General features: G+C 42.7%; 16 protein-coding genes, 4 pseudogenes and 1 riboswitch. Of the genes and pseudogenes, 5 read left to right on the forward strand and 15 right to left on the reverse strand.

Translation table 11 applies throughout. The features are described from left to right. Window positions 1–13: 13 nt before the first annotated feature. Entirely contained in the window at window positions 14–616 is a 603-nt protein-coding gene (locus MMY81_RS17860; RefSeq protein ID WP_308215390.1) for a TetR/AcrR family transcriptional regulator, read from the reverse strand. A gap of 95 nt (window positions 617–711) precedes the next feature. Between MMY81_RS17860 and MMY81_RS17865 the strand changes: the two genes are divergently transcribed. Further along, on the forward strand, window positions 712–1,275 hold the full coding sequence (locus MMY81_RS17865) for a nitroreductase family protein (RefSeq protein WP_252313918.1): 564 nt from the start codon (window positions 712–714) through the stop codon (window positions 1,273–1,275). A gap of 292 nt (window positions 1,276–1,567) precedes the next feature. On the opposite strand, the gene MMY81_RS17870 is transcribed toward MMY81_RS17865, so the two are convergent. Next, window positions 1,568–2,434 carry an SDR family oxidoreductase gene (locus MMY81_RS17870; protein WP_252313919.1) on the reverse strand — a complete coding sequence of 289 codons (867 nt, stop codon included), beginning with the start codon at window positions 2,432–2,434 and terminating at the stop codon, window positions 1,568–1,570. A gap of 255 nt (window positions 2,435–2,689) precedes the next feature. Between MMY81_RS17870 and MMY81_RS17875 the strand changes: the two genes are divergently transcribed. Further along, complete coding sequence (locus MMY81_RS17875; RefSeq protein WP_252313920.1) at window positions 2,690–3,472, forward strand: TetR/AcrR family transcriptional regulator; 783 nt, start codon at window positions 2,690–2,692, stop codon at window positions 3,470–3,472. A gap of 113 nt (window positions 3,473–3,585) precedes the next feature. Further along, window positions 3,586–5,024 (forward strand): annotated as a pseudogene (locus tag MMY81_RS17880) (MDR family MFS transporter). Between the two features lie 24 nt (window positions 5,025–5,048). Here MMY81_RS17880 and MMY81_RS17885 read toward each other — a convergent pair. After that, the gene (locus MMY81_RS17885; RefSeq protein ID WP_374562253.1) at window positions 5,049–5,711 is read right to left on the reverse strand and encodes a DNA-3-methyladenine glycosylase; all 663 of its coding nucleotides are present in this window, start codon (window positions 5,709–5,711) and stop codon (window positions 5,049–5,051) included. A 97-nt stretch (window positions 5,712–5,808) separates the two neighbouring features. Between MMY81_RS17885 and MMY81_RS17890 the strand changes: the two genes are divergently transcribed. Beyond that, window positions 5,809–6,165: a helix-turn-helix domain-containing protein gene (locus tag MMY81_RS17890; RefSeq protein ID WP_252313922.1), complete on the forward strand. Its 357-nt coding sequence runs from the start codon at window positions 5,809–5,811 to the stop codon at window positions 6,163–6,165. A gap of 133 nt (window positions 6,166–6,298) precedes the next feature. Here MMY81_RS17890 and sinI read toward each other — a convergent pair whose 3' ends face one another. The 4 genes and pseudogenes from sinI to MMY81_RS17910 all read right to left on the reverse strand — a co-directional run bounded on the left by sinI (window position 6,299) and on the right by MMY81_RS17910 (window position 10,497). Continuing rightward, window positions 6,299–6,409 carry a DNA-binding anti-repressor SinI gene (gene sinI, locus MMY81_RS17895; protein WP_252313923.1) on the reverse strand — a complete coding sequence of 37 codons (111 nt, stop codon included), beginning with the start codon at window positions 6,407–6,409 and terminating at the stop codon, window positions 6,299–6,301. Window positions 6,410–6,445: 36 nt separating this feature from the next. Continuing rightward, window positions 6,446–6,530, reverse strand: a riboswitch (cyclic di-GMP riboswitch). Window positions 6,531–6,785: 255 nt separating this feature from the next. Beyond that, a pseudogene (locus MMY81_RS17900) lies at window positions 6,786–7,979 on the reverse strand (class I SAM-dependent rRNA methyltransferase). Between the two features lie 5 nt (window positions 7,980–7,984). Further along, window positions 7,985–9,025: an AbrB family transcriptional regulator gene (locus MMY81_RS17905; RefSeq protein ID WP_252313924.1), complete on the reverse strand. Its 1,041-nt coding sequence runs from the start codon at window positions 9,023–9,025 to the stop codon at window positions 7,985–7,987. Window positions 9,026–9,072: 47 nt separating this feature from the next. Then, entirely contained in the window at window positions 9,073–10,497 is a 1,425-nt protein-coding gene (locus MMY81_RS17910) for an MFS transporter (protein ID WP_252313925.1), read from the reverse strand. Between the two features lie 147 nt (window positions 10,498–10,644). On the opposite strand from MMY81_RS17910, the gene MMY81_RS17915 reads away from it, so the two are divergent. Next, the gene (locus MMY81_RS17915) at window positions 10,645–11,109 is read left to right on the forward strand and encodes a hypothetical protein (protein WP_252314013.1); all 465 of its coding nucleotides are present in this window, start codon (window positions 10,645–10,647) and stop codon (window positions 11,107–11,109) included. Between the two features lie 74 nt (window positions 11,110–11,183). Here MMY81_RS17915 and MMY81_RS17920 read toward each other — a convergent pair whose 3' ends face one another. The 8 genes and pseudogenes from MMY81_RS17920 to tagD form a co-directional block, all read right to left on the reverse strand. Continuing rightward, entirely contained in the window at window positions 11,184–11,681 is a 498-nt protein-coding gene (locus MMY81_RS17920; RefSeq protein WP_252313926.1) for an excalibur calcium-binding domain-containing protein, read from the reverse strand. Window positions 11,682–11,819: 138 nt separating this feature from the next. Then, window positions 11,820–12,344 (reverse strand): DsbA family oxidoreductase, encoded by a 525-nt coding sequence (locus tag MMY81_RS17925; protein ID WP_308215391.1) that lies wholly within the window; start codon window positions 12,342–12,344, stop codon window positions 11,820–11,822. 70 nt (window positions 12,345–12,414) lie between these two features. Further along, window positions 12,415–13,349 (reverse strand): annotated as a pseudogene (locus MMY81_RS17930) (NADP-dependent oxidoreductase). Window positions 13,350–13,417: 68 nt separating this feature from the next. Continuing rightward, window positions 13,418–14,287 (reverse strand): ribokinase, encoded by an 870-nt coding sequence (locus MMY81_RS17935; RefSeq protein WP_252313928.1) that lies wholly within the window; start codon window positions 14,285–14,287, stop codon window positions 13,418–13,420. A gap of 107 nt (window positions 14,288–14,394) precedes the next feature. Beyond that, on the reverse strand, window positions 14,395–15,207 hold the full coding sequence (gene tagH, locus MMY81_RS17940; RefSeq protein WP_252313929.1) for a teichoic acids export ABC transporter ATP-binding subunit TagH: 813 nt from the start codon (window positions 15,205–15,207) through the stop codon (window positions 14,395–14,397). 17 nt (window positions 15,208–15,224) lie between these two features. After that, window positions 15,225–16,031, reverse strand: coding sequence for an ABC transporter permease (locus tag MMY81_RS17945; protein WP_252313930.1), 807 nt, complete (start codon window positions 16,029–16,031; stop codon window positions 15,225–15,227). A 103-nt stretch (window positions 16,032–16,134) separates the two neighbouring features. Further along, window positions 16,135–17,403, reverse strand: a complete 1,269-nt coding sequence (locus tag MMY81_RS17950) for a CDP-glycerol glycerophosphotransferase family protein (protein WP_252313931.1) — start codon at window positions 17,401–17,403, stop codon at window positions 16,135–16,137. A gap of 412 nt (window positions 17,404–17,815) precedes the next feature. Then, window positions 17,816–18,208: pseudogene (gene tagD, locus MMY81_RS17955) on the reverse strand (glycerol-3-phosphate cytidylyltransferase). Window positions 18,209–18,461: the final 253 nt, after the last annotated feature.

Here is an 18,461-nt window from a genome sequence, read left to right on the forward strand (position 1 = left end):
TGACTGCCAGGAATTATTTTAGTCCCTGGATAATAAATAATTTAAGTTCTTCACGGTATTCCCTGCTGCCATCATAGTGCTCATCAAATAAATATACCTGTTCTGCCGATTCTTCCATAACACCAATCAGCATCTTGGACGTGATCCTTATCCGTATACCTGGACGAATTTCTTTATTTCGGACAGCCTCTTCAAGCAGTCCATCCATCCAGCGGTAGTAAGGTTCATAAATTTTTTCCCACTCCTGCAGGGCTCCGGACAAAGAAAGACCTGAATAGCATAGGGCAAGTACATCTTTATATTCAGCTGTGATCTCAAATGTAGCATCTACAATAGCTGCTATTTTCTCTTCGAACTTCTGGTCTGCAGTCACTCTTTCTTCCATGATCGTTAAGATATCATCCAGCAGTTTTTCGGCTATTGCTGGAATTAAAGCATATTTTGAAGGGAAATATAAATAAAAGGTTCCCTGAGCTATACCGGCCTGTTTAACAATATCAGCAACTTTTGTTTTTTCCAGACCCTGCTCCGAGAAGACATTTATTGCACTTTGCAGGATTCGCTCTTTCTTTGTGGTATCTATAATGTATCCCTCCTGAGAATGAATGACTATCAGTCATTTTTATTATAACATGTTATCTTTTGTTCTTCCAGTCTGATTATGCTAAGATTAATGAAAATGATTCTCAGTTAAGGAAGGATGACTTTCTCATGATCCAAACGCAGCGTAAAGATCTGTCCGCTATTATTTCAGAAAGACGATCCATCAACTCTTTTTCAGATAAACCTGTATCCGAAGAAATGATTGTCGATTTGCTGGAAACGGCAAAATGGGCACCTGACCATGGAGTACGGGAACCATGGCGCTTTATTCTCTGTCTCGAAAATGGAAAGGAAAACCTGCTGGAGGCGATGCTTGCCTACAACAGCCAGTGTAAAAAACCTAAAAACCCTGAAAAAGTACGCGCAAAAAAAATGGGCCCCTCTGCTCATCTGCTTGTTATCAATAATGCTGAAAGCAATCAGAAAAAATGGGAGGAAAATTTCGGTGCTGCCAGTGCGCTTATCCAGAACTTTCAGCTTTGTGCCTGGGAACAGGGAATCGGAATGATATGGAAAACCGGCGGCTACGTTGATAGTGATGTATTCAAAGAAGCTATGCATATTGATACTGAAGAAACGATTATCGGGCTTATGCAGATAGGCTACCCGGACCATATACCTGCTGCCAAACCAAGAAGCTCCGTGCTTAATAAATTAACTACATTAAAATAAAAAAACTCCCGGCTGCGGCCGGAGTTTTGCTGTTTGCCGTGAAACTATCTTCTTTTGTAAATCCCTATATGATTTTGAGTCCTATTTAATCTGTGTTAATAATGAAAGAAAATACACAGGGGCGACTCCAGCAGAACAGCCATAGGAAAAGATAAAGAGGACGTTCTTTTCCTCTTTAGCTGAGGCATGGCCTGCGGAAAGCGTCCCCTGTACAGGACCTTGTATAAAATACGTATTTTTGTCTTTGTCCACAGTCTAAAAAAACTCCCGGCCGCTGCCGGGAGTTTTGCTGTTATGATGACATAAAGTCGCCGCCATTGATGTGAATACACTGGCCGGTCATATAGGAAGATTCATCAGACGCAAGCAGCACATACGCTCCTACGTGCTCTGAAGGCTGGCCCGGACGACCCATTGGGGTGTCTGTGCCAAATTCCTCTACTGATTCTCCGTCAAATGTAGAAGGAATAAGCGGTGTCCAGATTGGACCCGGCGCCACCATATTAACTCGTATGCCTTTATTGACAAGACTTCCTGCCATACTTCTTGTAAAACCGACGATCGCTCCTTTTGTAGCAGTGTAATCAATCAGAATAGGATTTCCTCTGTATGGATTAATCGACGTTGTGTTAATAATAGAACTTCCGCTCTTCAAATGCGGAACAGCAAATTTAGTCACATGGAAAACGGAATAGAAATTCGTCCGGAATACTTTATCCAGCTGTTCAAACGATATATCCTGAATATCATTCTGCGGATACTGAATAGCCGCGTTATTTACTACAATGTCCAGTTTCCCCAAGTCACTTACTGTCTTTTCCACGATATCTTTGCAGACACTCTCTTCCGATACATCTCCTGGAAGCAGAAGTGCTTTTACACCCTCCTGCTCGACCAGGCGTTTTGTTTCCTCCGCATCATCGTGCTCATTGTAATAGCTGATTGCTATATGTGCGCCTTCTTTGGCATAAGCCATCGCAACAGCACGGCCGATGCCGCTGTCTCCCCCTGTAATAAGGGCCACTCTGTCTTTAAGCTTTTCCGCCCCTTTATAATGATCCGGCTGGACCGGATATGGATCCATTTTTGATTCTACACCCGGCTGTTCCGGCTGCGTCTGGTTAGGCTGTCCTTCTGTTTGTCTTTTCGAGATATCCATATATATCCTCCTGCTTATTTTTATTTAAATGACTTGCTGATAATACTCCTTCTGTTCCCCCTTCTATTTTTTGAAACAAAATCCAGCCATATTTTTCATTATTTATTTAAAACTGGATGAAGAATCCAGTTTTATTTATTTCGGGAACTGAAACATTATTCTTGACTTTATCTAAGGGGTTCGATAAGATAAATCATGTTAAAAAACTGTAACGTTTTATAGAAACCAATTAGTTTTAAGGAGAAGAATGAATTTATGATTGAAGAGAAAAAACAGTTCATACTCACTAAAAGCATGCACTTATTTTCAGAGAGAGGCTTTTACAAAACATCGGTTCAGGATATAGCTGAAGCCTGCCGCATGTCTAAAGCATCTATTTATAAATACTTTGAAAACAAAGAGGATATTCTTTTAAATATTGCTACACACAACCGTGATCAAATGATCGCCAGGTCGGAAGCGATCCAGATGGACACTTCGCTTACGCCCAGAGAAGCATTTAAAGCCAAAGTAATGGAAGAAATCCGTGGATTTATCGGCAAGCGTGAATTCATTTATATGCTTCAGCAGGCAAAACCGCAGCAGTCGCACCGGGTAAATGAATTGATGAATCAAAGCTATGGCATTCTGCTGAACTGGCATAAAAATATGCTTCTTGAAGGGTTCGGAAGTGATGTACAGGCGAACATTTGGGATCTGACTATTCTTTTTAAAGGATTCACCCGCGAGATTACGCTTCTTTTAGACAAAAAAAGAGAAGAAAATGTTGATTATGAAGCAATAGCGGAGTTTGTTGCTTCCAGTATTGAAGCGGTTATCGCTTCCCGTAAATCAACAGAACCGTTGTTTACTTCTGCGTATATGGCTCCTTTTATAGAAGAAGTAGAAAAGAACAGCACCAGCCATTTGAGAAAAGATGGAACAACAGTCTGCTGGAACTTCAGGCTGCTATTAAAACAAAACTACCGGAAGAAAAACATGAATATTTTCAACAGGTTGTCCGGCAGCTTAAAGAAGAAATGGCCCGAACGAATGTAAATACGATTATTGTGGATGCCCTTTTCACTCACCTTCGTCAACAGAGTGAAATCGAAAAAGAGAGCATTCACGCTGAACGTATTTACCGCTCAGAGCACTAGGAGGAAAAAGAAATGACAGATACTACAACCGGAAAAGAAATTAACACACGAATTATTGTTTCTATTCTCATTACAGGGGCTTTTATCGCCGTGCTGAATCAGACACTGCTGGCTACCGCTATTCCAACCATTATGGGAGATTTAAATATTAATGCTTCCCAGGCCCAGTGGCTTACTACTGTATTTCTGCTCGTCAACGGTATTATGATTCCTATTACAGCTTTTTTAATTGAAACATTCACGACACGCCGCCTTTTTATGGCTGCTATGGGGCTTTTTGCTATTGGTACTCTCATTGCCGCTGTGTCCCCGACTTTCAGCATCCTAATCGTCGGCCGTATTGTGCAGGCAATGGGAGCGGGAATTATGATGCCGCTGATGCAGACCGTCTTTCTGCTTATCTTTCCTATAGATAAACGCGGGGCTGCTATGGGGCTTGTTGGTATGGTGATTTCTTTTGCCCCGGCGATCGGTCCTACTTTATCAGGCTTAATTGTCGATAACTATTCATGGCGCCTGCTTTTTATATTATTTTCCCTATTGCTATTATCAATTTAATTGTTGCCTACTTTAAAATGACCGATGTAACCACGCTGAAGCATCCGAAAATGGACAGCCTTTCCATTATTTTATCCACCTTCGGTTTCGGCGGTCTTCTTTATGGATTCAGCACCGCAGGCTCAAGCGGGTGGGGGGCACCGGTTGTTACCATAACCTTAGCTGTGGGAGTTGTTTCACTCGTAGCATTTATAACACGCCAGCTTAAGCTCCCAACCCCTATTCTTGAATTCAGAGTATTTAAGAACCCAATATTTACTTTAACGACCGTTATTACAATGATCGTTTTTACAGCTATGATTGGTGCTGCTACGATACTTCCGCTGTACATTCAGGATGCCAGAGGTTTCACTGCCCTGCAGTCCGGTCTTATTCTCATGCCGGGCGCTATAGTAATGGGGATCTGTTCTCCTATTACCGGCCGGATTTTTGATAAGGTCGGCGCCAGATGGCTTGGGCTTATCGGTATGGCATCTCTTGTCATAGGAACTATTCCATTTATCTATTTTGACGATATGACTTCTTTAACGACTATTGCCGCCCTCCACGCATTGCGTATGCTTGGGATGGCTATGGTCATGATGCCGATGACGACCGCCGGCCTTAATCAGCTGTCAGAGGATTTAATTCCCCATGGTACGGCCATGACAAATACGATGCGGCAGGTGGCAGGATCCATTGGTACCGCTGTTCTTATTACTATTATGAGCAGCGTTGCGGCAGGCTCTGCCTCTGCTCCTTCCACTGCGCTGATTGAAGGCGTCAATATTGCTTTTCTTGTTACCGCCGTAATTTCTCTATTGGGCCTTATATTGTCCTTTTTCATTAAAGGAAATAAGCGATCAAAAGAAGCTTTTCATCCAGTATCTGAAAAAGAAAATTCCCCCTTATAAAGGAGAACAAAAGCCAGGCCTCCCTTATGGAGTGCCTGGCTTTTTTCTGCTTTTTGAGACATATGGACTACTTGAATCCCAAAAACGCCATGGATAGTCTACCGCTTCTCCACTGTTGTCGATGCCAACACGCGGACCTGCTTGAATATGTTCCGGCCTTCTGCCCTCCAGCAGATAGACTGATGTATCATCGCAGCAGTGCCGGCCATAATCATCCATCGAGATTCCCAGCGCTTTGGTCAATTTCCCCGGTCCATTCGTCCATTCCAATTCCCGGCGTCCGCTTCTCCGGCTCTCCATTAAATCTTTCCCTGCTAACGGCTCAACGGCTCTAATTAATATGGCTTCCGGGCTGTTTTCAGGAGCGGATACAATATTAAATAAGCAGTGGGTATGCATGGAGTACGTATACACGTGACCCGGAGAGGCAAACATAATTTCTGTTCGTTTCGTACGCCTCGCCTTGTAGCTGTGGGCAGCACGGTCTTCTGGTCCTATGTAAGCTTCCGTTTCTACAATTCTACCTGCCGTTTTCCCCTCTGGTGTTTCTTTTACGAGCGTCTGTCCAAGCAGAGCTCTCGATAATTCCAAAGTCGGCAGATGAAAAAATTCTTTATTAAGACGTTTCAAGAGATCTTCTCCTCCATATCCGGGATAAAATAACCGAAAATAGTTACTTCGACTCATGATTAGAACAATATAAAGAACTATAATGTTCTATATAACGTATATCGCTTCAGCATTTATTAGACATTCATTTTCTTATAGGGAGGGTAAACCGTACATGATTGGTGAAAACATACGAAGGTACCGAAAACAAAAAAGAATGACGTTGTCTGATTTAGCCTCAACAACCGGTATCTCCAAATCATATTTAAGCTACATTGAACGAGGAATTAAACACAACCCCTCTATTGATGTGCTTGAAAAGATTACAGAAGCGCTTGAAATTAATATTTCCAGCATTATCACAGATTCCCCTGCACCGGCTTCCAAGGATGGGGTCATTGACGAAGAATGGCAGGCCTTAATCCACGAAGCGATACAGGCAGGTATCAGCAAAAAACAGTTTCGTGATTTTCAAAAATTTATCCGCTATGAGAAGTGGACCTCTTTCGAAAAAGATAAGAATACCAACTAGTTTTTCCAGACTATACAAAAAGCATGTTAAAACAATAATCTTGTTTTAACATGCTTTTTACGTGTAGTAAACGGTTAAAAAGATAATAACACCCTTTTCGTCAAAGTATACTACTTCGCTGCATGGTATTTGACTAATGCTTTACTGTATGAAAAAATTCCAGGATCTCTTCTTTTGTCATACCCGCCGCTTTCGCTTCGCGGATTAACACCATCCAGTCGTAATCCAATTCTTTTGTTTCCAATATTTCCAACCTCCCAAGCCTTTATAGGATCTCTCCCCAGGCAGTTCAGCCATCTTAGCATAAGCGCCTTAGACCTGTAACTTTGCGTAATCATTTTTCAATGAATTTGCCTTTATCTGAAGGTTGATTTTAATATCTTATCACCAACATGCTGTCGGGTAAATCAATCTGTTTTGAAAACCTATATTTTCTTATGCATCTTGTTTTATACCCTATCTTTTAAAGAGGAAAACGCAAAACTGGTTTCTTTTTAAAATAACCTCGTATCCCCTTTAAAAGGAGTCCGAGGTTATTCTTATATCTTTTTCCCTTATTTAAAACACGTTTTGGGCCGGCCCCTGGCTGCAGGCCTTCCTTTCTTCTATCACCTGATTCGTTATTTCGTTATTTCTATAAAGACGACTTTTAAATAATCTCCCTCTTTATAAGAAGCGGTGTACGGATGATCTTCAGGAAGACGGACCCGTTCTGTGACGTTCTGGGTCACTCCAGCCTTCGTGCACGCTTTATCAATCTGCTTTTGGAAAGCTTTCATTCCAAAGCCTCCAAAGTTCGTTGAAGCAACAATCGTTCCTCCGTCTTTAACAATGGATATAGCATCAACTAGCAGAGAAGTATAATCTTTTGCTGCAGAAAACGTGCGTTTCTTGGTTCTTGCAAAGCTTGGCGGATCAAGCACAATAACGTCAAATGTAATGTTTTTTTTTAGCATAATCAAAATAGGCAAATACATCCATCACCCGTATTTCCTGATTTTCGCTTATAATATCGTTCAGCTCAAAATTTTCACGAACACGTGACTTACTTCTGTTTGCTACATCTACGTCCACTGTTTTATCAGCACCGCCATGATGAGCGGCTGCAGAAAAAGCACCAGTATAGGAAAAAGTGTTTAACACAGTCTTTCCAGCTGCATACTCATCGCGCAGCGCTTTCTTGCTTCACGTTGATCGAGAAATATACCGACCATCGCCCCATCATTTAAGTACACAGCAAAAGTCATACCATTTTCTTTAATATGGAGCGGAGCCGGAGCTTCTTTTCCTTTCACAAAATCATCGCCTTCTATATACTGGCCCTGCTGCTGAAAACGTCTTTTCTCATATAAGCCTTCATAAGCGGTCACGGCTTCAAGCGCGCGGATGATCAGGGAGCGGAAGGCATAAATTCCTGCGCTGTACCACTGCAGTAAATAATAGCCGTTAAAATAATCAATCGTTAATCCGCCGATGCCGTCTCCTTCACCATTAAAAACTCGAAAAGCAGTAGTGGATTCATCTTCAAAAAAAGCTTTACGTCTCTGCAGAGCAGCGCTTAGCTTCCCTGTAAAAAACTGCTGGTTAATTGCTTCTTCTTTTTTCTGCGTAAGAATCCAGCCGATTCCTTTGTTCTGCAGTCCGTAGTATGCTTTGGCAATAAATTCGCCCTGAGGGGTCATTAAATCAAAAATAGTTCCTTCTTCTGAAAGCTTTTCCCGTTTATTTACCATGTCTTCATGGATTAACGGATATCCTTTTTGAAACGTCTCAACGGCTTGCTTTGAAGCAGAAATTTTCATTATTTCAGTCATATATCTCATCCTTCATTTTTTAATATCATTCGATCCATCCATTTAATAAGAAATGGAAGCAGTAAAAATAACACAATCACACGAATAATGTGAAGCGTTGACACGAGCGTCGGTTCCAGCTGCAGGGCAAAGGCAGTAGATGACATTTCCGCTGCGCCGGCCGGAACTGTGCTCAGCAGGCTTGTTATGTACGGAAGCGGAGTCATCATCGTAAATAGACCGGCTAATAGAAGACTGAGCAGCAAAAAACACTGCAAAATGCCAAGGCTTGGCAGACCGATACTTTTTACCCGAACCAGCGTCTCCCTGTCAAAGCGGATGCCTACCATAGCCCCGATCAGCGCCTGGCCGATACCAGCTGCATAGTCCGGTGAAGCAAGACCGGGCACTACCCATTCCCCGACAACAAATCCGATGGCCAGCGCATAAAGAAGAGCTCCACCGGGAATTTTAACATACTTATTTAATACAATAACGATTCCTACAATGAATAGTAAAATCGGAAAACCAATAAACGGATTCCAGACGATTGAATCTGCGGGCGTACCGCCGGCTGGAGCCGCTGGATAAAACAGCACGGCAGATAATGGAATAAGAAACACAAAAAAAGTAATCCGCGCTGTATGAAAGGCTGCCACAATACGGTCGTCCGCTCCGTATTCCCGGCTGACGCTGATTACTTCCGACGCTCCGCCCGGCACACAGCAGAAAAAAGCTGTCTTTACATCCAGGTCCGTCCATTTATACATCAGCATTCCAAATACAAGTCCCATTAGCAGCGTGATTGATAATGTAATAGTCAAAGGCAGGATGTAGGCTGGAATAACTGCGAAAAGTTCTGTATCCATCAGAAAACCAATATTGGCTCCTACAAGCGCCAGCGCTGCTTGAAACGGCCAGCCTTCAAACGTGAAACGTTTAATAAAAATACCAGTAAAAATCCCTGCCAGCAGGGCTCCAAACAGCCAGCCGGCAGGCACACCCGCAGCAGAAAAAAGGCCGCCCGACATGACGGCTGCTGTGATGAATAAGCCTTTCTGCCACATAATGACGGCTCCTTCACTACTCATTTTAATCAACTTTTGTTAGTATATCATGATTTTTCGACCTGCCCTGTCTGTTTCGAAGAAGTAGTGGCAGCTTCGCGGAAGGAACGGGAGGAAAAGTAAAATACAGCTCCATTAATAACGGCCATCAGGGCCATTCCTATAAAGATATTACTGTAAATGCCAGCATTCCCGGGAGAAAAATGAAGCGGATTATACGCCTCTGCTCCGGCAAATTGATTCAAAAGCGCACCTATCACCGCGCCTCCGAATGCACCGGCCATGAAATTAAACAAATTATACACACCCATGCCGACACCGGTCTCCTCTTCCGGAAGAACAGAAGATATTAAATTAGCTGTAGCAGTCTGCAAAAAGGGAAAAGCAACATAGCTGGCTATGAGGGCTATGCTTATAACCCATGGGGAAGCCCCGGCCGTAATAGACAGCGAGGTGAAGCCAACCATCGTTAAACCAAGAGCCAGAAACACCATCGGCCAGCTGCCGAATTGGTCCGTCCATAATCCCGCAATCCTGCCCATCAGAGCCGCCGTTATCGCCCCTGGGAAAAGCACGAGACCGATCGCGGTTGTACTGAGATTATTCACATCATCCAAAAGCAGCGGCATCATAAACATCATGCTGAACATTGTCATAATACCAAAGAAACTTGTGATTAAAGTAGTGCGGTACGCATGATTCAAAAACAGACCGGGCTTGATAAATGGATTACTCACGTGAAAAATCCACCAAATAAAAACAGATAAGAAGACGATGCTGATTCCAAGATACAGCCAGCCGACCGTTGTAATAAATAAAATAAAGAAACCTACTCCGACCGCCATAAAAAAAGCGCCAGGAAAGTCCACTTTACCGGTTTTTGGCTCTTCCACCGGCAGCCATTTATGAAAAAACGGGATGGTGATGACAACAAATATAGATACTAGAAATAAATAGTTCCAGGCGAACGCACCGGCAATCAACCCACCGGCAATAGGACCTATACCGGAGGCAAAAGCCATCGTTGAAGATACGATGCCAAGCACCTTGCCCTGTTCCTCTTTAAAAAAGCGGGAAGGCGCGATAAATACAAGCGCCGGCACTGTCGCAGCACCTGCCGCCTGTATCATTCTGGCTGCCACTACCATAAGGAAATGCGTAGAGAAAAAACCAATCACAGAGCCAACGGCAAACAAAATCAGCCCGACTGTCAGCAGCCGCTTAAATGGATATAAATCGGCAAGCTTTCCATAGATAAGCGCCCCTACCGCATAAATGATAATATACCCTGTCACTACCCAGCTTACCTCGGAAGGGGACAAAGAAAATGCCTGGGCTATATCAGGCACGGCAATCATAAACATAGTGGAGTTCATAACCGAAAACATAAGAACCGCACATAATAAAACAATTATTCTTCTTTTTACAGACCTGCTTAGTGGTACATCACTTTCTATATATGAATCCGGCACGAGCAGCGCCCTCCTTTAATTCTTCTTTACACCATTAGCAGTGTATCATATATTTCACTTTTCGAAATAAATTCAGTCCTCGTATTCTCCATAATAACGGTGGGATATATGATATACTATAATGATGAAAAAAAGATCGGAGGATTTATGCTTACTTTTGATGAAAAAATAAAAATTGCAGAAGAATTTATAGAACTTGAAAAAAAAGAAGTATCCATGGGCCGCGTTAACTTTCACTATGAAGAAAGTGCCTATGACAAGAAAAATGTCGTCTATCACCTTCACCCAAACGGCAACGGATTTGTTTATGCTGAACTGGTCAAGACGTTAAGACAGAGAGACGAACGCGGCATGGTAAACATCCGGGAGTATACAGCGGATGACTTTAGAAATCTCGTTAAAGAAGCGATTGCTTCTCTTCAGGCGGATGACTCTACGGAAGAAGAGTTTGAAATTGAAGAATGGGAAAATATAGAGGATCAGCTGCTCGTTCTCATGCCGGAAGAGGATGGCTGGAATGTTTACGCCGGGCTCAAGCTCGATGGTACGTTCAATACGTATGGTGAAGCTATCGACTATCTGGAAAAAGAAGGATTTAAAAGAGTATTATAACTAACAGCAGAAAGAAGCAGTGCTCTCCGGCACTGCTTTCTTTCTGCTTATAAAGGGAATAGTCCATGTTGAATCTATGACTGAACGGTTTTGCGACGGATAAACAATGCTGCTCCGGCACCGGCTGCAATAACCCCAAACAACACCATCATTGGATTGGTTGTGGCTGTATCTGGAAGGGCACCGCCTTCTTCTGTACTTTCTTCTTCAGCCGGTACTGCAGAAGCGTCAGCTTCTTCTGCTGCTGGTTCTTCTGTATCAGCATCTTCTTCCGTCGCGGCCGAATCTTCTTCTGTAACAGTCTCTGAATCATTATCAGTCGTTCCAATAAATCGGTCTTCCATTCCAGCTGTTAAGCTTTCACATGGCAGCCCGTCGCTGTCTCTATCGAGTCCTTCCGGGTCATTCTCTGCGCTGTAGCCATGCTCATCCCAGAACACCCACACTTCTTCTCCTGTAGAGAATTCATCACAGTTGATAGTTCCTTCTTCGTGAGCAGCCTGAGCGGCCCCTGCACTTCCGAGACTAATAACAGCAATACTGCTTAATCCCATTATCCATTTTTTCAACATTGGTTAATATCCCCTTTATTGTATGTTATGTACTATTCCCTTTGTTCACTATTACATAAAAAAGAGCTTTATTCAACAAATATTCTGAAAAATTAATCAATAAAAACCTCTCCTGGTGAATAAGGAGAGGCTGCTTGTCTATTTCTTTTTTAATAATGCAGCGAGAGAATCGTACGTCTGCGCACCCATTATACCTTGTTCGTTTGCAATAAAGCATGGTACTCCCGTAATGCCGATCTGCTCAGCCGTCTGCCTGTCTTCGAGAATAGCCTGCTCAAACTCTCTATTCTCCACAGACCGGCGGAACGCAGAGCCATCAAGGCCTACTGCCTCAGCAATCGCAGTCAGGACCGCAAGATCATTAATATCTCTGTCTTCCTGAAATTGTGCTTTAAATACGGCGTCATGGTAAGCATCTGCCTTTCCATGCTGTTCTGCGAATTTGGCTCCTTCATGAGCGAAGTGGGAATGACTGCTTTTGTCGTTCCATTTCATATCCAGGCCGTACTGCTCGGACATCCGCTTTACGTTTGCCCTGGCCTGCTCCATATAACCTTCCGGCTTTGGCGGCAGTTCCACACCTTCTGGTTTTAATTCAAATGACCGCCATTCTATTTCTACATTCTCTTCCTCAACCAACTGGTTGAGCGGGGCACTCCCAATAAAACAGAAAGGTCAAAGAAAATCGCTGAAGACGATCATTTTCTGTTTTTCTTCCATATTTTTCACTCTCCTATGATTTAACCTGAATAACAATTTTACCACGTGTGCGCCCTTTTTCACTTGAAGCATGTGCCTGCTGGACGCCTTCCTCACTGAGGGGGAACGTGCTGTCGATAACAACTTTTAATTTCCCCTGTACATAAAGATCTGCCAGCTTCTGCAGGCGTTCTCCGCTTTCTTCAAGCCATACAAATCCGGCTTTCACTCCGTATTTATCGGCCTGTTCCTGTTCAGGCTGGCCGGCAATACTTGGAAGCTTCCCGCCTTTTTTCAGTACGGTAAAGCTTTTTTCGAGCACTTCGCCGCCAATTGTATCAAGCACAATATCTGCATCTGATACTTTTTTTTCAAAATCTTCTGTCCGGTAGTCGATGATCTCATCGGCACCAAGTTCTTTCAGCAGGTCCGCTTTTTCCGCGCTTGCTGTAGCAATAACGTAGGCACCAAAGCTTTTTGCAATTTGCACTGCAAAATGACCAACTCCGCCGCCGGCTGAATGAGTACTTTATCTCCTGATTTCATTTCCGCAAATTCTACAAGACACTGCCAGGCTGTCTGTCCGGCGAGCGGCACAGCGGCAGCTTCATCAAAGCTCATATCTTCCGGCATATAGGAGATCCGCTTTTCTGTTGTTTTTACATACTCAGCGTAAGTCCCGCGATTGTTGTTGGCAGTCCTCGTGAATACACGATCCCCTTTTTTAAATGTATGAACGTCTTTGCCTGTTTCTTTCACCACTCCTGCTGCGTCCCATCCTAATATGATAGGAAATTCATAGGGCAGCATGTCTTTTAGATAACCTTCTCTTAACTTCCAGTCAATCGGATTAACAGAGGTAGAGTAAATTTCAATAACGACTTCATTATCCTCCGGCTCCGGTCGATCTATTTGTTCTTCCGTAAGGTTTTCCTTACCGCCGTATTCATTTATGACAATTGCTTTCATCTTGATTCCACATCCTTCTTTTTGTACTATCCTTCTATCCCCTTACTTTTAGTAATGCAAACCTTCATTCATTCTTTTCTGTACTTCGTCATAATCCGGCATACCTGTCTGCGCTCCCATTTTTCAACAGCTATGGAGGCTGCCGCATTTGCAAAAGCTACAGCTTCTTTCATGGTCTTTCCTGCAGCTTTGCTGACAGCAAGCGCCCCATTAAACGTGTCACCCGCTCCTGTCGTATCCTGGACCCGGCTTTTGTAGCCTGGATGTGACTCTACTGTCATTTCTTCTTTCCATTGTGCTCCTTTATCCCCAAGGGTTGTAATGATTTTCTGCTGAATGGGTTCTTCCGCTTTTATAAAAAGCTGATTGTATTCTTTTTCATTAGGTGTGATAAAATCAGCCAGCTCCCATAGCATTTCCGACATATGAAGAGCTGGAGCAGGGTTGATCATAAGAGGCAGATTGTATTCGCTGCATCTCTTTGCCGTGTGCAGAATCGTCTGAGCAGGTATTTCAAATGACATTAGCACGATATCACTCTTCTTTAGAACGTGAAGATGTTTATCTATATAATCGGGTGTTACATAGGCATTGGCGCCGGGGGCAATAATAATCCGATTGTCCTTCTCTGTTAAAAGGATAGATGCCGTTCCTGTAGATACTGCTGGAACCTCTTCCACATACAGGCCGGATATCCCGCTTTCTTTAAGGTGGGCGCGCAGCTCCCGTCCAATATAATCCTCTCCGGTACGTCCGATGAAATTCACCTCCGCTCCCAGTCTTGCAGCGGCTACCGCCTGATTAGCCCCTTTCCCGCCGGGTGCGGTCTCGAAATCATCGCCAATAATAGTCTCTCCCTGCTCCGGAATACGGGTGCATGTAGTGATTAAATCCATATTAATGCTGCCGACTACGGTTACTTGAGGTATTTTTTCCATGTTCGTCTCCCTTCCCTGCCACTGTGAGGTACTCTTTTCTTATACGATTATTTTCATGAAGAGTCAATATAATAAAAAAAACGACCGCTGCCGGTCGTTTTTTAATCTTAGGAAGAAGCCGGTTCTATTGTTCTGCGGCTCTGTTTTCTGAATCCTTCTTCCCTGAATTCTTTTTTCTTCTGTTTGGTGAGCTGATTATATTCTTCAAGAAAGGCTTCATATTCTTCAAGTACTTCCTCGAGCGGACCGTAGTCTCTTTTCTCACCAAACTCCAGCCACAGCGCTTTTGTACAAAATTCTTTCATCTGGCTGATCGAATGGCTGACGAAAAACATTGTTTTGCCTTCTTCTTTAAATTCTCTCATCTTATCAAGACTTTTCTTCGCAAAGGCCCGGTCTCCCACAGAAAGAGCTTCGTCAATAATAAGAATATCCGGGTCAATGCTTACATTGATAGCAAAACCGAGCCTGGCTTTCATTCCGCTGGAGTATGATTTAACCGGCTGATCAATAAATGCTTCGAGCTCGGCAAATTCAATAATGCTGCTCTCCATTTCTTTGATCTGCTTTTTTGAAAAGCCAAGCATCAGGCATTTCAGCTCAATATTCTCGCGCCCGGATAGTTTAAGGTCAAGACCGGATGATACAGCAATGATGGCTGAATCCCCATTTTTAATAAGCTCTCCATCTGACGGAGGTACAATACCTGCCAGGATGCTAGAGAGCGTCGATTTACCTGAACCATTTACTCCAAGCAGACCGATAATATCCCCTTTTTCCGCTTCAAATGATACGTTGCGAAGAGCATAGAACTCCTCACCGAAGTCTTTTGGAAGGAGCATATCCTTCAGCCTTTCCGACTGGGAGTCATATATCTTATATTTTTTCGTTAGATTGTCAGCGATAACTGCTTTTTTCATAGAGACCCCTTCTTCCATTAAAGGAAATCAACAAAGTGACGGCGGAAACGGACGTGCAGAGCGGCTCCAATGATGAAAAATACCGCAACCGTGCCCCAGAAGTATAAAGTGTATTCCCACTGGTTAATGAAATACCATCCGTCTCCAAAGTAAGCAGCCCGATAGCCCTCTACAAGATAATACAGCGGATTAAGCTGCATAGCGGACTGAATAGCCGGCGGCAGAGAATCCGTCGTCCATAGAAACGGTGTTAAATAAAGCATGACACGGATCGAGGATTGAATAAACATCTGCACGTCCCGCACTAATACTGTAAGCGTAGATGAAATCAATACGAACGATACGACCAGTGCAATCGTTCCAAATAAGAAGTAAGGAAACTGCAGGTAATACATGTTCACAGGATATCCTGTGAACTGCATGTAAATACCTACAATGACCATTAGAGCTAAATGAGGGTAAAGCTTAGACACAATGATATACGTTGGAATAGCACTCGTTGGGAAATTCATTCTCGCTACCATTTTAATCTTTGAAAATATCGATTTGGAGCCCTGGGTTATGGCCGGTTGTACAAAAAACCAAATCGTAATACCAGCCATCATCCAGTTTAAAAATGGAACGCCGTCTACGCCGGTATTGCCGCGTATGCCATATCCGAATACAAACCAGTAAATAGCGATAAAAATCAGCGGGTTTATAATTTCCCAGGCAATACCTAAATAGTTGTTTTTATTTTTACTTTTAATTTCATAAACGGAAAGCCTTCGTATTAAATATAGGCTCTGGTACAGTTCTTTGCAAATCAATACTGCAGATTTCATAATAGTTCCCTCTTTTGCCGATACATTAGGAAATCACTACATGGTGCCTCCTGTAACTCTTCAGGCTTCCCAGTACGTTCCGGTATAACAGACATTATTCCTTCTATTTTAGAAATACCCGCTCTACTACCCGTCTGGAGGCATTTCCGTCTTCAAGAGCATTGTAGTTGTTCTCAAATATCTCGAATTCATTTTTGTAGCGTTCCATAATGGTATCAGCCTGCCTGATTTCTTTAATGATTTCGTCTGTGGTCCGTACAAGTGGTCCCGGGGCCTCTTTTTCAAAGTCAAAGTAGAACCCTCTCAGCTTATCACGGTAGCTTTCGATGTCATACACAAAGAAAATCATCGGACGTTTTAACACCCCGTAATCGAACAGAACAGACGAATAGTCCGTCATCAGAATGTCGCTTATAATATATAAATCGCGGATGTCTTCATAATTGGATGCATCGTACGCAAATCCTTCGTGTTCGGTTACGTCTACCTGGTCTGATACAAGATAATGCAGACGGAGAAGGACGACGTACTCATCTCCGAGCTCTTTCTTCATTTGATCCAGGTCCATTTTCAGATTAAACTTATACCGGCCGATAAAATGGTATTCGTTATCTCTCCACGTCGGGGCATATAATATGACTTTTTTATCTTCCGGCAGACCGAGTCTGCGTTTGACCCTCTGTACATCTTCTTCTTTATGGTGCACGAGATAGTCATTTCTCGGATATCCTGTTTCCAGCAGATTTTTGTCGTAGCTGAAAGCACGACGGAAAATATCCGTGGAGTAGCGGTTCGGTGATATCAGATAGTCCCACCGGCTCGCTTCATTTACAAAATTCTTTTTGTACGTTTCTGTAGTAGTACCAGGCATTAGCACTTCATCCATATCCAATGCCAGCTTTTTCAGCGGCGTACCGTGCCACGTCTGCAGGTATACTGTTTTTTCCGGTTTGGGTATCCACTTTGGAAGCCGGCTGTTAAATACCCAGTATTTCGCCCGCATCATAACCATAAACCACTTAAGGGTAAACCTGGGAAGCATATTAACATTATGCTCTTCGAATTTTGCTTTATAGCGGTGATCCACGCTCCAGTAATACGTACGCTTCGGATCCTGCTCCTTCAAATACTCATACACTGCCCTCGGATTACAGCTGTACTGTTTTCCAAAGAAACTCTCAAATACAACTATATCCTTTTTGCCGGGCAGGCGGCCGATTAAAGAAAGCAGAGAACGCTGCAGACTTTTGCTTTTCTTGAACTTTTTATAGCGTTTAGATGTATTTTTTTTAATCTTTTTTACTTTTTTAAGGTAGGACTTTTTAATTTTATTTGATGACTTCTTTATTTTCTTAACGGATAGTTTTTTCATATCACTAAATCCTCCACTGGCTCCATCTATTAGAAAGCAATGCCGGCTTTTTCGCTGCGAAAGCAGCGGCTGAATATTTCTCATCAGGGTTCTGTCTTGTATATGCTGCACTTTCCAGGTATGGCCGCAGGCAGTTCTCCGGCAGCTAAAAAGAGAGCCTTATATAATATAGCAGGAATTCTTCTGATTTTGAACTGCTCAGATTATTGTGGAATATGTGATCACCCGGCAGAGGAGGTTTTTCCTTTTTATATTTTTTTTCGTAAAAAACGTAAAGAAAAAACCTGACACACAGCCAGGTTTATTGGCACCGTCTTTCCATGCAGAATGGAAATTCTTGTGACTTTTATGCAAAAAAAGAGAGAGCACTACGTTCCCCTCTCTTTGTTCCATTATATTCAGATTGCGTTTTTTAGTAGTTATTCACGAGAAGAAGTTCTTTTTTGATCTTCGTAGTTGAGATGTTTGCTGTTCTAGGAAGATAAACAACATCACAGTAAGGCTTTAGGAAGTCGAATTCGCCTTTCCAGTCATCTCCCATAACAAAGGTATCAATCGAACGGTCTACTACGTCTTCGAGCTTCTGCTCCCACTCGTTTTAATAACTTCGTACATAACGAACAGCTTCAAGAATCATTTTACGCTGCTCATACTGATAATAAGCATTTTTGTTTTTTAGTGCATTAAATTCATCTGTGGAGATAGCAACAATTAGATGATCTCCTAGGTCTTTGGCACGCTTGAGCAGATTAATGTGTCCCCAATGCAGCAAGTCAAATGTACCATACGTAATAACTTTCTTCATAACTAATGCCCTCCTTGTTAAGCTTTATAATATGTTTTATTTGTATTTGTTTTTGGATATTCGTTTAAAAAATTTAATCAAAATTAATAAAAAATTTACTTTCTACTGGTTGACTTTTATACTATACATACATATACTGCCCAATCATCGAGTAATCATGGAAATATTGCCCAACGATTTATAAAAATGTGTAACAAATTAAACAAAAATTACATACTTTTACTTAATTCAAAAAGGAAGCGCCTTTAAAGGC

The organism is Sinobaca sp. H24, assembly GCF_023845525.1.